Genomic DNA, 13,907 nt, shown 5'->3' on the forward strand with positions numbered 1-13,907 from the left:
GAGACGTTTCTGTGAGCACCTTTCAGGCCCCCAAGGGCACGTACGACCTGACCCCGCCGGACTCCGCGAAGTACCTCGCGGTGCGCGAGGCCATCTCCGCGCCCCTGCGCAACTCCGGCTACGGCTACATCGAGACGCCCGGTTTCGAGGACGTGAACCTCTTCGCCCGCGGTGTCGGTGAGTCCACCGACATCGTCACCAAGGAGATGTACACCCTCACCACCAAGGGCGGCTCCGAACTGGCGCTCCGCCCGGAGGGCACCGCCTCGGTGCTCCGCGCCGCCCTGGAGGCCAACCTCCACAAGGCGGGCAACCTCCCGGTCAAGCTCTGGTACTCGGGCTCGTACTACCGCTACGAGCGCCCGCAGAAGGGCCGGTACCGCCACTTCTCGCAGGTCGGTGCCGAGGCCATCGGTGCCGAGGACCCGGTTCTCGACGCCGAGCTGATCATTCTCGCCGACCAGGCGTACCGGTCGCTGGGCCTGCGCCAGTTCCGCATCCTGCTGAACTCGCTCGGCGACAAGGAGTGCCGCCCCGTCTACCGCGAGGCGCTGCAGGGCTTCCTGCGCGACCTCGACCTCGACGAGGAGACCCGCCGCCGCATCGAGATCAACCCGCTGCGCGTCCTGGACGACAAGCGGGCCGAGGTGCAGAAGCAGCTCGTCGGCGCCCCGAAGCTCCGCGACTACCTGTGCGACGCCTGCAAGGCGTACCACGAGGAGGTCCGCGAGCTGCTGACGGCCGCCTCGGTCGTGTACGAGGACGACGAGAAGCTCGTCCGCGGCCTCGACTACTACACCCGCACGACCTTCGAGTTCGTCCACGACGGTCTGGGCTCGCAGTCCGCGGTCGGTGGCGGCGGCCGGTACGACGGCCTGTCCGAGATGATCGGCGGCCCCGCGCTCCCGTCCGTCGGCTGGGCGCTCGGCGTCGACCGTACGGTGCTGGCGCTGGAGGCGGAGGGCATCGAGCTGGACATCCCCGCCACCACCAGCGTGTACGCGGTTCCGCTCGGCGACGAGGCCCGCCGGACCCTGTTCGGCATCGTCACCGAGCTGCGCAGGAGCGGCGTCGCCGCCGACTTCGCGTTCGGCGGCCGGGGCCTGAAGGGCGCCATGAAGAGCGCGAACCGGTCGGGTGCGCGCTTCACGATCGTCGCGGGCGAACGTGACCTGGCCGAGGGCGTGGTGCAGCTCAAGGACATGGAGTCCGGGGAGCAGACGTCCGTACCGCTGACCGAGGTCGCCGGGACGGTCCGCGCCCGCCTCGTGGTGTGACGGCCGGACACCGTGTGACCGCTTGAACGCCGTGGGCCCCGGGGCCCACGGCGTCCGCGCAAGGGGGGCTGGGCGGCCCGCGCGGGTCGTGAAGTGCGTCACCGTCCTGCGTTCCGTCAACTCGGCGGGCGCGACATCACACTGCCGGGCGCCACCGATACCGCGACGCCGTCGCGGAGCCACAGCCACCGCGAGCCCGCCCCGGCCGTCGGGCATCCCGCGGGCAGCGCTGACGCGTGGCCCGTGCGCGTACACCTTTATGTCCATCGAACGGTTGCCCAGTACCGCGGTGCGGCACAATGACCGTGCCCGGCTGGTTACTCATTGATGGAACGGCGATATGACGACTGCAGCGGTAGATCATCCCTCCTCGCACCAGGAAGAGGACGGCGGGAAGAGGACCATCGGCGGCAGTCGCGCGTTCGCACTGCTGCTGGTGATCACCGGTGCGGCCGGACTGCTCGCCGCCTGGATCATCACGATCGACAAGTTCAAGCTGCTGGAAGACCCGAGCTTCACTCCCGGATGCAGCCTCAACCCGGTCGTCGCGTGCGGCAACATCATGAAGAGCGAGCAGGCGGCGGCCTTCGGCTTCCCCAACCCGATGCTCGGGCTCGTCACCTACGCGATGGTGATCTGCATCGGCGTGGGACTGCTCGCCGGAGCACGCTTCCGCGGCTGGTTCTGGCTCGGCCTCAACGCGGGCACGCTGTTCGGCGTCGGCTTCTGCACGTGGCTTCAGTACCAGTCGCTGTACAACATCAACTCGCTCTGCCTTTGGTGCTGCCTCGCCTGGGTCGCCACGATCTTCATGTTCTGCTACGTGACCACGCACAACATCAAGCACCGCATCCTTCCCGCGCCCAACTGGCTGCGCAACGGCCTCACCGAGTTCCACTGGGTTCCGCCGGTGCTCTGGATCGGCATCATCGGCATGCTGATCCTGACCCGCTGGTGGGACTTCTGGACCAGCTGACCGGCGCCGCCCCCGGCCGGGCGGTGACGACCCGGCCCGGCGGCGTTGTCAGTGCGGTGGCATAGGCTTCGAATCGTGGAGCCCGACCTCTTTACCGCAGCCGCCGAAGACCGCCAGGAGAAGGACCCGTCCAGCAGCCCCCTCGCTGTCCGGATGCGTCCCCGTGTCCTGGACGAGGTCGTCGGCCAGCAGCATCTGCTCAAGCCGGGCTCGCCCCTGCGCCGCCTCGTCGGTGAGGGGAGCGGCGGCCCGGCCGGCCCGTCGTCGGTGATCCTCTGGGGTCCGCCCGGCACCGGCAAGACGACCTTGGCGTACGTGGTCAGCAAGGCCACCAACAAGCGCTTCGTCGAGCTCTCCGCGATCACCGCGGGCGTCAAGGAGGTCCGGGCCGTCATCGAGGGGGCGCGCCGGGCCACCGGTGGCTTCGGCAAGGAGACCGTCCTCTTCCTCGACGAGATCCACCGCTTCTCCAAGGCCCAGCAGGACTCCCTGCTCCCCGCCGTGGAGAACCGCTGGGTGACCCTGATCGCCGCGACGACGGAGAATCCGTACTTCTCGATCATCTCCCCGCTGCTGTCGCGCTCGCTGCTGCTCACCCTGGAGCCGCTGACCGACGAGGATCTGCGTGCCCTGCTGCGCCGGGCCCTGACCGACGAACGCGGGCTCGGCGGCGCGGTGACCCTGCCGGAGGACGCCGAGGCGCATCTGCTGCGCATCGCCGGCGGCGACGCCCGCCGGGCGCTGACCGCGCTGGAGGCGGCGGCTGGGGCCGCGCTGGCCACGCACGAGCCGGAGATCAGCCTGCGGACGGTCGAGGAGACCGTCGACCGCGCCGCCGTGAAGTACGACCGGGACGGCGACCAGCACTACGACGTGGCCAGCGCCCTCATCAAGTCCATCCGCGGTTCCGACGTCGACGCCGCGCTGCACTACCTGGCCCGGATGATCGAGGCGGGGGAGGACCCCCGGTTCATCGCCCGGCGGCTGATGATCTCCGCGAGCGAGGACATCGGGCTCGCCGATCCGACCGCGCTGCCGACGGCGGTGGCCGCTGCTCAGGCCGTCGCCATGATCGGCTTCCCGGAGGCGGCGCTGACCCTCAGCCATGCCACGATCGCGCTGGCCCTGGCGCCCAAGTCCAACGCGGCGACCCTGGCGATCTTCGCCGCCCAGGAGGACGTACGGAAGGGACTGGCCGGCCCCGTCCCGGCCCATCTGCGCGACGGCCACTACCAGGGCGCGGCCAAGCTGGGGCACGCCCAGGGCTATGTCTATCCGCATGACGTGCCCGGTGGCATCGCCGCGCAGCAGTACGCCCCGGACGCCGTCCGCGACAAGCGGTACTACACCCCCACGCGGTACGGCGCCGAGGCGCGGTACGCCGACGTGGCGGACCGGGTCCGCGAGCGGCTCGGCCGGACCGGCGCCGACGGCGGGACGGACGGCGCAGGATCCGCCTGACCGGACCGTTCGGGGAGCGGATCACGCGGATCGCGGCGGTCACCCCTCGGCACGCAGCGCGCCTCGTCCCGTCGGTCGTCACAGCATCAGGGCAGCACGGCGAATGGCGCCGGTCGCGGGCCCGTCAGTGGGATGCCGCTTCGAAGAGCGTGTGCATCGCACGGCGCAGTTCGCCGACATCCCGCACCGGTTCGGGGAACTCGAACCGGGCGTCGAAGCACGCCCCCCGGTCCTCGACGAAACGGACCCGCAGCCCGAAGCGGTCGAGGGCGACCGGGACGGCGGCGGGCCGATGGGCGGAGCCGGTGTCGGCGGTGCGCTCGCCGAGCAGCCCGCACAGCGTCCGCAGCTCCTCTCCGTGCGCCGCGTGCAGATGCTGGAGCAGTTCGGCCTCGTGGACGACGAGCGGGTCGGGCGCCGCGTCCCGGAAGTCCTCCGGCTCGATGCTCCCGGCGCCCCAGAGGTCGTCGACGTACGCCTCCCCGAACTCCAGCCGCAGCATCATCCGGCCGGGTCCGGCGAGGCCGGGTACGGAGGTGAGCCGGCCGGAGACCCAGGCCCGGCCGCGGACGCGGTGCGGGACGGAGACCGGGGCGACATCCGTGATCTCCAGCACGGCGGTCAGCTCGTCGCCCTGGGCGTGGGTCGCGGCCCGTACGACGGGGGAATCCGCCGCGAAGGCGAGGAACAGATCGCCCTCCGGCCCCACGCCCCGGGTGTCGGGGATCAGCTGCTCGGTACGGGCCACATCGAGCCCCGGTACGACCAGCACCGCGGAGCGGGTACTCTGTACGAGAGTTCGTGTGCGCTCGGCTGCTGACGGCATCCGAGTGTTTTCAAGCCCGCTGGGACGCGGCTGACCACGATCAGATCGGCCTTCCGTCGTAGCAGCGCCTTCATGTGCGCTGCCGCTGTCTGTGCTGTCCGTGACGTGAGTGGTGTTCCCAGGGCGAGACATGCGATCTCCTTGAGTAAGGTAAGCCTAACCTAACCTACAACGGAGGTCTGGAGAACGTGCCTAACCAGTCGCGTCCCAAGGTCAAGAAGTCGCGTGCCCTCGGCATCGCTCTGACGCCCAAGGCTGTCAAGTACTTCGAAGCGCGTCCGTACCCGCCGGGCGAGCACGGCCGTGGCCGCAAGCAGAACTCGGACTACAAGGTCCGTCTGCTGGAGAAGCAGCGCCTGCGTGCGCAGTACGACATCAGCGAGCGCCAGATGGCGCGCGCCTACGACCGTGCCAAGAAGGCCGAAGGCAAGACGGGCGAGGCGCTGGTCGTCGAGCTCGAGCGCCGCCTCGACGCCCTGGTCCTGCGTTCGGGCATCGCCCGCACCATCTACCAGGCCCGTCAGATGGTCGTCCACGGTCACATCGAGGTCAACGGTGGCAAGGTCGACAAGCCGTCGTTCCGCGTCCGCCCCGACGACGTCGTCCAGGTCCGCGAGCGCAGCCGCGCCAAGGTCCCCTTCCAGGTGGCCCGCGAGGGTGGTTACGACACCGACGGTGAGACCCCGCGCTACCTCCAGGTGAACCTGAAGGCCCTGGCCTTCCGCCTGGACCGGGACCCGAACCGCAAGGAGATCCCGGTGATCTGCGACGAGCAGCTCGTCGTCGAGTACTACGCCCGCTGATCCAGGCGTAGCCGCTCTCACCAGCGCTCCGGCCCGCCCCTCCCTGTTGTACGGGAGGCGGCGGGCCTTCGCGTTTCCCCGGGCGCCGGTACGCTGCCCAGCCCCTGCGGGCCCGCGGGCTCCCGGGGTCCGCCGGTCAGCGCCCGGGAGACCGCCGCCTCCAGATCCAGCCGTCCCCCGGCGCGCAGCCCCGAGGCGTACGCCGCGTCCCCCAGTTCACGGCGTACGCGCTCCTCGCACTCCGCCTTCGGCCGGCCGTAGTACGCCGACCCGAACAGAGGCAGTCCCACCGACGGCCAGATCCGCTCCGTGGCCCCCCGCAGCACCGCCGCTTCCGCGGGGTCGCCCTCCACCACCGTGACCAGGGCCAGCAGCTCCAGCGAGAGGGCGGTGCCCAGCAGATCGTTGAAGGCGCGGCCGATGGACAGGCACTCCCCGAGCATCCGCCGGGCCCGGCCCGCCTCGCCCCGCCGCAGCGCCGCGTAGGCCAGGACGTACAGCGCGTACGCCAGTGCCCACCGCTCCCCGTGGTCCTCGCAGATCTCCCTGGCCTCGTCGCAGATCACGGCGGCGCCCTCCAGGTCGCCGAGAAAGGCCACCGCCATCGCCAGTTCGATCTGGGCCATCAGCACATTGCTGTTCAGTTCCCCCAGCTCCCGGTAGCGGACGAGCGCGTCGCGCAGCAGCTCCTCGGCGCGCGGCATGTCGTCCGTGACGATCGCCAGGCACCCCGTCCGGTGCACCGCGTAGGCCGTCGCCGTGGCGTCGCCGGACCGCTCCGCCTCCTCCTGGCACTCGTGCAGCGCCGAGATCGCGCCGACCGCGTCCCCCTGCAGAACCGCCACATGGCCGAGAACCCACAGCGCCTTGAGCCGCGACGGATCGCGTCGAGGCGGCGGCAGAGCTCCAGTGTCGCGGCCCTGTTCCCGTCCGTCGGCCGGAATCCGGGCTGTACGGCGCGGGCCCGTTCCGTGAACAGCTCCACGGCGTCCTCGTCGGTCATCGGCGCGAGCGGGAAGGTCAGTTCACCGTCCACCTGGAGGGGTCGGCGTCCGGCGGCGAGCACCTGGAGCCGAGGGGCCCGGCGCAGCAGTTCCCGTACGAGTCCGGCGCAGGCGTCGATCAGGTGCTCGAAGCCGTCGATCACCAGCAGCAGTTGGCGCTCAGCCAGGTGCTCGACGAGGGTGCCCCGGGGCGGTCTGCTGGTGTGATCGGTGAGGCCCAGTGCCTCGACCAGTGCGTGTTCCAGCAGCTCGAGGTCGCGGATGGCGGACAGCTCGGCGATCCAGACCCCGTCGAAGTACCGTTTCTTCATCAGTGCGCCGACCCGCGTGGCACACCGGGTCTTCCCGGCCCCCGCCACTCCGGCGATCGTGACGAGTCTGGATTCCTCCAGGAGCTGCCCCAACGCGGCCAGCTCGGCGTCGCGGCCCACGAATCTGTTCAGTTCCGCCGGGAGGTTGCCGCCCGCGGCGGGGCGGAATCCCGGTCCGTCGGAGCTGGGGAAGGGGCGCTGGAGGCGTCGCATAAAACACGCGGAGTACTGGCGTGAAAGCTCTCCGTGCAATCTCCTTATGTCAACTCCCGCCCCGCACTGTTATGCGGTACGGCTGGAGATGCGCGGCGCGATAGGGTCGTGGGACGACGATTGGCTGCGCTGACAGCGGTCGGACGTGAGATGCGGAGACAAGTCCCGACAGGGGCGAGCGACAAGCAGAGAGCGGTGCACTGTGTCCGGTGGAGAGGTGGCCGGGATCCTGGTGGCCGTCTTCTGGGCGATCCTGGTTTCGTTCCTCGCCGTGGTGCTGGTGAGGCTGGCCCAGACGCTCAGGGCGACCACGAAACTCGTGGCGGACGTGACCGAACAGGCCGTCCCGCTGCTCGCCGACGCCTCCGCGACCGTGCGCTCCGCGCAGACCCAGCTCGACAAGGTCGACGCCATCGCGACGGATGTCCAGGAAGTCACCTCCAACGCCTCCGCGCTCTCCACCACCGTCGCGTCGACGTTCGGCGGGCCACTGGTCAAGGTGGCCGCGTTCGGCTACGGCGTACGGCAGGCGATCGGTCGCAGGACCGCTCCCGAGCCGGAACCGGAGCGGGAGCGCGGGGGCCGCGGCTCCTCCCGTCGCACCGTGATCGTCGGCCGTACCGTGCCGTCCGCGCGAGGCAGGAAGCGCAACGGCCGAAGTTCCCGCGGACAGAAGGACTGACGCTGCGATGTTCCGCCGTACGTTCTGGTTCACGGCCGGCGCCGCCGCCGGCGTCTGGGCCACCACCAAAGTCAACCGCAAGCTCAAGCAGCTGACGCCCGAGAGCCTCGCGGCGCAGGCCGCCGACAAGGCGATCGAGACCGGCCACAAGCTCAAGGACTTCGCCCTCGACGTGCGCGACGGCATGGTCCGGCGCGAAGCCGAACTGGGCGGCGCGCTGGGCCTGGACGCACCGGTCGACCCCGACCTCCCCGTACAGCGCCACTTCGCCGTCGAAGCCGCCGACCCCGCCGACCGGGCGGGCGACGGCTCCCACCACCGCAAGCTCCCCTACAACTCGTACAACCGGAATGAGGACCACTAATGGAGTCGGCTGAAATTCGCCGCCGCTGGCTGAGCTTCTTCGAGGAGCGCGGTCACGCCGTTGTCCCTTCGGCGTCGCTCATCGCGGACGACCCGACTCTGCTGCTCGTCCCCGCGGGCATGGTCCCGTTCAAGCCGTACTTCCTCGGCGAGGTCAAGCCGCCCGCCCCACGCGTCACCAGCGTGCAGAAGTGCGTCCGTACGCCGGACATCGAAGAGGTCGGCAAGACCACCCGGCACGGCACGTTCTTCCAGATGTGCGGCAACTTCTCCTTCGGGGACTACTTCAAGGAAGGCGCCATCAGCTACGCCTGGGAGGCTCTGACGAGCCCCGTGGCGGAGGGCGGCTTCGGACTCGACCCCGAGCGTCTGTGGATCACGGTCTACCTGGACGACGACGAGGCCGAGCAGATCTGGCGCGACAAGATCGGCGTACCGGCCGAGCGCATCCAGCGCCTGGGCAAGAAGGACAACTTCTGGTCCATGGGCGTCCCGGGTCCCTGCGGCCCCTGCTCCGAGATCAACTACGACCGCGGCCCCGAGTTCGGTGTCGAGGGCGGCCCGGCCGTCAACGACGAGCGGTACGTGGAGATCTGGAACCTGGTCTTCATGCAGTACGAGCGGGGCGCCGGTGACGGCAAGGAGGACTTCCCGATCCTGGGTGACCTGCCGTCGAAGAACATCGACACGGGCCTCGGTCTCGAACGCCTCGCCATGATCCTGCAGGACGTACAGAACATGTACGAGACCGACACCCTGCGCGTCGTCATGGACAGGGCCACCGAACTCACCGGCGTGCGCTACGGCGCCGAGCAGGGCACGGACGTCTCGCTGCGTGTGGTCGCCGATCACATCCGCACGTCCGTGATGCTCATCGGCGACGGCGTCACCCCCGGCAACGAGGGCCGCGGCTACGTGCTGCGCCGCATCATGCGCCGTGCCATCCGCAACATGCGGCTGATGGGCGCCACCGGCTCGGTCGTCAACGAGCTGGTCGACGTCGTGATCAACACGATGGGGCTGCAGTACCCGGAGCTGATCACCGACCGCAAGCGCATCGAGACCGTCGCCCTCGCCGAGGAGGCCGCCTTCCTCAAGGCCCTCAAGGGCGGCACCAACATCCTTGAGACCGCCGTCACCGAGACCAAGGCCGCCGGTGGCCAGGTCCTCGCCGGGGACAAGGCGTTCCTGCTCCACGACACCTGGGGCTTCCCGATCGACCTCACCCTGGAGATGGCCGCCGAGCAGGGCCTGTCCGTGGACGAGGACGGATTCCGCCGCCTCATGCAGGACCAGCGGGACAAGGCCAAGGCCGACGCCCGCGCCAAGAAGACCGGTCACGCCGACCTGTCCGCCTACCGCGAGGTGGCCGACAACTCCGGCGCCACCGAGTTCACCGGCTACACCAGCACCGCGGGGGAGTCCACCATCGTCGGCCTCCTCGTCGACGGTGTGCCCTCGCCCGCCGCCACCGAGGGTGACGAGGTCGAGGTCGTCCTCGACCGCACCCCGTTCTACGCCGAGGGCGGCGGCCAGCTCGCCGACCAGGGCCGGATCAGGCTGGACACGGGCGCCGTCATCGAGATCCGCGACGTCCAGAAGCCGGTACCCGGCGTCCATGTGCACAAGGGTGTCGTCCAGGTGGGCGAGGTGACGGTCGGAGCTTCCGTCCACGCCGCCATCGACAACTCCCGCCGCCGCGCCATCGCCCGCGCCCACAGCGCGACCCACCTCACGCACCAGGCCCTGCGCGACGCCCTGGGTCCGACGGCCGCCCAGGCCGGTTCGGAGAACTCGCCGGGCCGCTTCCGCTTCGACTTCGGCTCGCCCGCCGCCGTACCCGGCACGGTGCTGACCGATGTCGAGCAGCGGATCAACGAGGTTCTCTCCCGCGAACTCGATGTCCAGGCCGAGGTCATGTCCATCGACGAGGCCAAGAAGCAGGGCGCCATCGCCGAGTTCGGCGAGAAGTACGGCGAGCGGGTCCGGGTCGTCACGATCGGCGACTTCTCCAAGGAGCTGTGCGGCGGTACGCACGTCCACAACACCGCCCAGCTGGGTCTGGTGAAGCTGCTCGGCGAATCGTCCATCGGTTCCGGGGTGCGCCGCATCGAGGCCCTCGTCGGCGTCGACGCGTACAACTTCCTGGCCAAGGAGCACACGGTCGTCGCCCAGCTCCAGGAACTGGTCAAGGGCCGCCCCGAGGAGCTGCCCGAGAAGATCTCCTCGATGCTCGGCAAGCTGAAGGACGCCGAGAAGGAGATCGAGAAGTTCCGCGCGGAGAAGGTCCTCCAGGCCGCCGCCGGACTCGTCGAGTCCGCCAAGGACGTACGGGGCGTCGCCCTCGTCACCGGCCAGGTGCCGGACGGCACCTCGGCCGACGATCTGCGCAGGCTCGTCCTGGACGTCCGCGGACGCATCCAGGGTGGCCGCCCTGCCGTCGTGGCCCTGTTCACCACCGCCAACGGCCGGCCGCTGACGGTCATCGCCACCAACGAGGCCGCCCGCGAGCGCGGTCTCAAGGCGGGCGACCTGGTCCGTACGGCCGCCAAGACCCTCGGTGGCGGTGGCGGCGGCAAGCCGGACGTCGCCCAGGGCGGCGGTACGAACCCGGGTGCCATCGGCGACGCCGTAGCCGCTGTCGAACGCCTCGTCACCGAGACGGCGTGACGCCGGAAATGACGCAGATGCGCCGTGGACGCCGACTCGCCGTCGACGTCGGGGACGCCCGGATCGGGGTCGCCTCGTGCGACCCCGACGGGATTCTCGCCACGCCGGTGGAGACCGTGCCGGGACGTGACGTCCCGGCCGCCCACCGGCGGCTCGGGCAGATCGTCGAGGAGTACGAGCCGATCGAGGTCATCGTCGGCCTGCCGCGCTCCCTCGGCGGTGGTGAGGGGCCCGCGGCCGCCAAGGTCCGCGCCTTCGTGCAGGTGTTCGCCCGCTCGGTCGCACCCATTCCGGTGCGCCTGGTGGACGAGAGGATGACCACAGTGACGGCGAGTCAGGGGCTGCGCGCCTCGGGCGTGAAGTCCAAGAAGGGGCGTTCTGTCATCGACCAGGCTGCCGCTGTGGTGATCCTTCAGAACGCTCTGGAGTCCGAACGGGCGTCAGGCAAGCCCCCGGGCGAGGGCGTCGAAGTGGTTGTCTGATCGCGATACGGTAACGTTCCGCGCGATGCGGCGGTGTTCGAACAAACCGCACAGCGAAGCGAAGAGACGGAAGGTCGTCTCGCGGCTCTAGGGGATCGATGACTGAGTATGGCCGGGGCCCTGGCTCCGAACCGTGGCATCCCGAGGACCCGTTGTACGGGGACCAGGGATGGGGAGGCCAAGAGGCTGCCCACGGCCAGAGCCAGTACGGCGGCCAGCAGCCCTATCAGCAGGACCCGTACGCCCAGCAGCAACAGCAGCAGCAGCAGTCGTACCCGCAGCAGCAGCAGCAACAGCAGCCGCCGTACCAGCAGCATCCGGAGCAGCACCAGCAACAGCAGTACGCTGCTCAGCAGGATCCGTATGCGCAGCAGCACCAGCCGCAGCACCCCCAGCAGCCGCAGCAGCACGAGCCGCAGCAGCCGCAGCAGCCGCAGTTCAACGGCGGCTGGGACACCGGTCAGCAGGCCGCGATGCCGTACGGGGCCCAGCCCCAGGACCCGTACGCGCAGCAGCCCGGCGGCTACGGCGAATCGCACGACTTCTACGGCACCCCCGAGGCGTACCCGCCGCCGCAGCCCCCGGGCAGGCGCGAGGCCGTGCCCGAGCAGCAGTCGCCCGACTGGAACCCGGACGTGCCGCAGGAGGAGACTCATCCCTTCTTCACCGGCGCGGACGAGCCGGCCGGCCGGGACGGCGGCGAGGACCGCGGCTCCCGCGACGACGATGACGAGTACGACGACGACCCGCGCGAGTCACGGCGCGGCGGAGGACGGGGCGGCCGCGGCGGGAACGAACGCCGGGGCAAGGGCAAGAAGAAGAACCGCAGCGGCTGCGCCTGCCTGGTCGTCTCGGTCGTCCTCGTCGGCGGCCTCGGGGGAGTGGGCTACGTCGGCTACTCGTTCTGGCAGAACCAGTTCGGCGAGGCGCCCGACTACGCGGGCGGCGGGTCCGGCTCGGTCGAGGTGGAGATCCCGAAGGGTTCCCTCGGCTCCGACATCGCGAACATCCTGAAGAAGCAGGGTGTCGTCAAGTCGGTCGACGCTTTCGTTTCCGCGCAGAACGGCAACCCCAAGGGGAAGTCCCTTCAGGCAGGTGTCTATCTCCTGAAGAAGGAGATGTCCGCGGACAGCGCCGTGAAGCTGATGCTGGACCCGAAGAGCCAGAACGCGCTGGTCATTCCCGAAGGCACCCGCAACGTCACGGTCTACGAGAAGATCGACAAGCGGCTCGGCCTGAAGGAGGGCTCGACCGCCGAAGTCGCCAGGACGAAGGCGGAGAGCCTCGGGCTGCCGGACTGGGCCGATGACGATCCGGACATCAAGGATCCGCTGGAGGGCTTCCTCTTCCCGGCCGCCTATCCGGTCGCCAAGGGCTCGAAGCCCGAGGACGCCCTGAAGCGGATGGTCCAGCGGGCCAACGAGGAGTACGACAAGCTCGACCTCAAGGGTGCCGCCAAGCGGTACAACGTCGACGGCCCCTGGGCCGTGCTCACTGCCGCCAGCCTGGTCCAGGTGGAGGGCAAGACGCACGACGACTTCCGGAAGATGACCGAAGTCGTCTACAACCGCCTCAAGCCCAGCACCGTCGAGACGCAGCAGAAGCTCCAGTTCGACTCCAGCTTCAATTACCTCCGCAAGCAGAGCAAGATCAACATCAGCGCGACCGAGATCAACAAGAACATGGACCCGTACAACACCTATACGCAGAAGGGGCTGCCCCCCGGCCCCATCAGCAACCCCGGCGTCGAGGCCCTCGCCGCGGCTCTGAATCCGACGAAGGACGGCTGGCTGTACTTCGTGGCGACCGACGGTCAGCACAAGACCGAGTTCGCCAAGGACTACGACACGTTCCTGGAGCTCAAGGCCAAGTTCGATGCCCTCGACTGAGTCACGCCGGGCCGCCGTGCTCGGCTCGCCGATCGCCCACTCGCTCTCCCCGGCCCTGCACCGGGCCGCGTACGCGGAACTCGGCCTCGATCACTGGTCCTACGACCGCTTCGAGGTCGACGAGGCGGCGCTGCCCGGGTTCATCGAGGGACTGGACTCCTCCTGGGCCGGGCTCTCGCTCACCATGCCGCTCAAGCGGGCGATCATTCCCCTGCTGGACTCGGTCAGTGACACGGCCTCCTCGGTCGAGGCCGTCAACACGGTCGTGTGCACCGAGGACGGCCGCCGCGTCGGCGACAACACCGACATCCCGGGCATGATCGCCGCGCTGCGTGAGCGCGGGGTCGAGAAGGTCGAATCCGCCGCCGTCCTCGGCGCCGGAGCCACCGCCTCCTCGGCGCTCGCCGCGCTCGCCGAGATCTGCGCCGGGCCGGTCACCGCCTATGTGCGCAGTCGCGAGCGCGGAGCCGAGATGCGGGCCTGGGGCGAGCGGCTCGGTGTCGATGTCAGGATCGCCGACTGGGCCGAGGGCGAGCGGGCGCTGGGCGCGCCCCTCGTCATCGCCACCACTCCGGCGGGGGCCGCGGACGGCCTCGCCACCGCCGTACCGGAGGCTCCCGGCACGCTGTTCGATGTGCTGTACGAGCCCTGGCCGACCGCTCTCGCCTCCGCGTGGTCCGCACGCGAGGGTGCAGTCATCGGAGGTCTGGATCTTCTGGTGCACCAGGCGGTGCTTCAGGTCGAACAGATGACGGGGTGCGTTCCGGCCCCGCTCGCCGCCATGCGGCACGCGGGGGAAGCGGCGCTCGCGGCGCGCTGACTCCTGCGCGGTGGGCCCCGGACGGTCCCCTTCGGGTGGCCGGAACGTCCGTCTGCTGGACCGGCTGCCGGTTCGTGCCCCCGGTCGTGGGAGGATCGGGGGCGGCGGGCCAGGGCCGCGCACCCGGTCG

At 70.1% G+C, this 13,907-nt stretch carries 11 protein-coding genes and 1 pseudogene; 10 read left to right on the forward strand and 2 right to left on the reverse strand.

The window, feature by feature from the left end; translation table 11 throughout:
* The first annotated feature begins 11 nt into the window (after window positions 1-11).
* The 3 genes from hisS (at window position 12) to A6A29_RS42570 (ending at window position 3,714) form a co-directional block, all read left to right on the forward strand.
* Window positions 12-1,277: a histidine--tRNA ligase gene (gene hisS / locus A6A29_RS42560; RefSeq protein WP_073729452.1), complete on the forward strand. Its 1,266-nt coding sequence runs from the start codon at window positions 12-14 to the stop codon at window positions 1,275-1,277.
* A gap of 340 nt (window positions 1,278-1,617) precedes the next feature.
* Window positions 1,618-2,253 carry a vitamin K epoxide reductase family protein gene (locus A6A29_RS42565; protein WP_073729454.1) on the forward strand — a complete coding sequence of 212 codons (636 nt, stop codon included), beginning with the start codon at window positions 1,618-1,620 and terminating at the stop codon, window positions 2,251-2,253.
* 75 nt (window positions 2,254-2,328) lie between these two features.
* Complete coding sequence (locus A6A29_RS42570; protein ID WP_073729456.1) at window positions 2,329-3,714, forward strand: replication-associated recombination protein A; 1,386 nt, start codon at window positions 2,329-2,331, stop codon at window positions 3,712-3,714.
* Between the two features lie 124 nt (window positions 3,715-3,838).
* Here A6A29_RS42570 and A6A29_RS42575 read toward each other — a convergent pair whose 3' ends face one another.
* Window positions 3,839-4,540, reverse strand: coding sequence for a DUF2470 domain-containing protein (locus A6A29_RS42575; RefSeq protein ID WP_073729458.1), 702 nt, complete (start codon window positions 4,538-4,540; stop codon window positions 3,839-3,841).
* 188 nt (window positions 4,541-4,728) lie between these two features.
* Between A6A29_RS42575 and rpsD the strand changes: the two genes are divergently transcribed.
* The gene (gene rpsD / locus A6A29_RS42580) at window positions 4,729-5,343 is read left to right on the forward strand and encodes a 30S ribosomal protein S4 (RefSeq protein ID WP_073729460.1); all 615 of its coding nucleotides are present in this window, start codon (window positions 4,729-4,731) and stop codon (window positions 5,341-5,343) included.
* 17 nt (window positions 5,344-5,360) lie between these two features.
* Here the strand turns inward: rpsD and A6A29_RS42585 are convergent.
* Window positions 5,361-6,871 (reverse strand): annotated as a pseudogene (locus A6A29_RS42585) (AAA family ATPase).
* A gap of 217 nt (window positions 6,872-7,088) precedes the next feature.
* Here A6A29_RS42585 and A6A29_RS42590 point away from each other — a divergent pair.
* The 6 genes from A6A29_RS42590 to A6A29_RS42615 all read left to right on the forward strand — a co-directional run bounded on the left by A6A29_RS42590 (window position 7,089) and on the right by A6A29_RS42615 (window position 13,777).
* Complete coding sequence (locus A6A29_RS42590; RefSeq protein WP_073729462.1) at window positions 7,089-7,553, forward strand: DUF948 domain-containing protein; 465 nt, start codon at window positions 7,089-7,091, stop codon at window positions 7,551-7,553.
* Window positions 7,554-7,560: 7 nt separating this feature from the next.
* The gene (locus tag A6A29_RS42595) at window positions 7,561-7,917 is read left to right on the forward strand and encodes a DUF6167 family protein (protein WP_073729464.1); all 357 of its coding nucleotides are present in this window, start codon (window positions 7,561-7,563) and stop codon (window positions 7,915-7,917) included.
* On the forward strand, window positions 7,917-10,586 hold the full coding sequence (gene alaS / locus A6A29_RS42600) for an alanine--tRNA ligase (RefSeq protein WP_073729466.1): 2,670 nt from the start codon (window positions 7,917-7,919) through the stop codon (window positions 10,584-10,586). Before A6A29_RS42595 ends, alaS begins: the two co-directional genes overlap by 1 nt.
* 8 nt (window positions 10,587-10,594) lie before the next feature.
* Window positions 10,595-11,068: a Holliday junction resolvase RuvX gene (gene ruvX / locus A6A29_RS42605; RefSeq protein ID WP_198953587.1), complete on the forward strand. Its 474-nt coding sequence runs from the start codon at window positions 10,595-10,597 to the stop codon at window positions 11,066-11,068.
* Window positions 11,069-11,166: 98 nt separating this feature from the next.
* Window positions 11,167-12,957: an endolytic transglycosylase MltG gene (gene mltG / locus A6A29_RS42610; protein ID WP_073729470.1), complete on the forward strand. Its 1,791-nt coding sequence runs from the start codon at window positions 11,167-11,169 to the stop codon at window positions 12,955-12,957.
* Window positions 12,944-13,777 carry a shikimate dehydrogenase gene (locus A6A29_RS42615; RefSeq protein ID WP_073729472.1) on the forward strand — a complete coding sequence of 278 codons (834 nt, stop codon included), beginning with the start codon at window positions 12,944-12,946 and terminating at the stop codon, window positions 13,775-13,777. Before mltG ends, A6A29_RS42615 begins: the two co-directional genes overlap by 14 nt.
* The last annotated feature ends 130 nt before the right edge of the window (window positions 13,778-13,907 follow it).

The sequence above is a fragment of the Streptomyces sp. TSRI0281 genome (assembly GCF_001905125.1).
In the GTDB taxonomy this organism is placed as follows: Bacteria; Actinomycetota; Actinomycetes; order Streptomycetales; family Streptomycetaceae; genus Streptomyces.

Bases quoted from the DNA above. Each gene is read 5' to 3' on its own strand.
- A6A29_RS42565 (WP_073729454.1), top strand. From the start codon at position 1,618: ATGACGACTGCAGCGGTAGATCATCCCTCCTCGCACCAGGAAGAGGAC.
- A6A29_RS42575 (WP_073729458.1), bottom strand. From the start codon at position 4,540: ATGCCGTCAGCAGCCGAGCGCACACGAACTCTCGTACAGAGTACCCGC.
- A6A29_RS42595 (WP_073729464.1), top strand. From the start codon at position 7,561: ATGTTCCGCCGTACGTTCTGGTTCACGGCCGGCGCCGCCGCCGGCGTC.
- alaS (WP_073729466.1), top strand. From the start codon at position 7,917: ATGGAGTCGGCTGAAATTCGCCGCCGCTGGCTGAGCTTCTTCGAGGAG.
- ruvX (WP_198953587.1), top strand. From the start codon at position 10,595: ATGACGCAGATGCGCCGTGGACGCCGACTCGCCGTCGACGTCGGGGAC.
- mltG (WP_073729470.1), top strand. From the start codon at position 11,167: ATGACTGAGTATGGCCGGGGCCCTGGCTCCGAACCGTGGCATCCCGAG.
- A6A29_RS42615 (WP_073729472.1), top strand. From the start codon at position 12,944: ATGCCCTCGACTGAGTCACGCCGGGCCGCCGTGCTCGGCTCGCCGATC.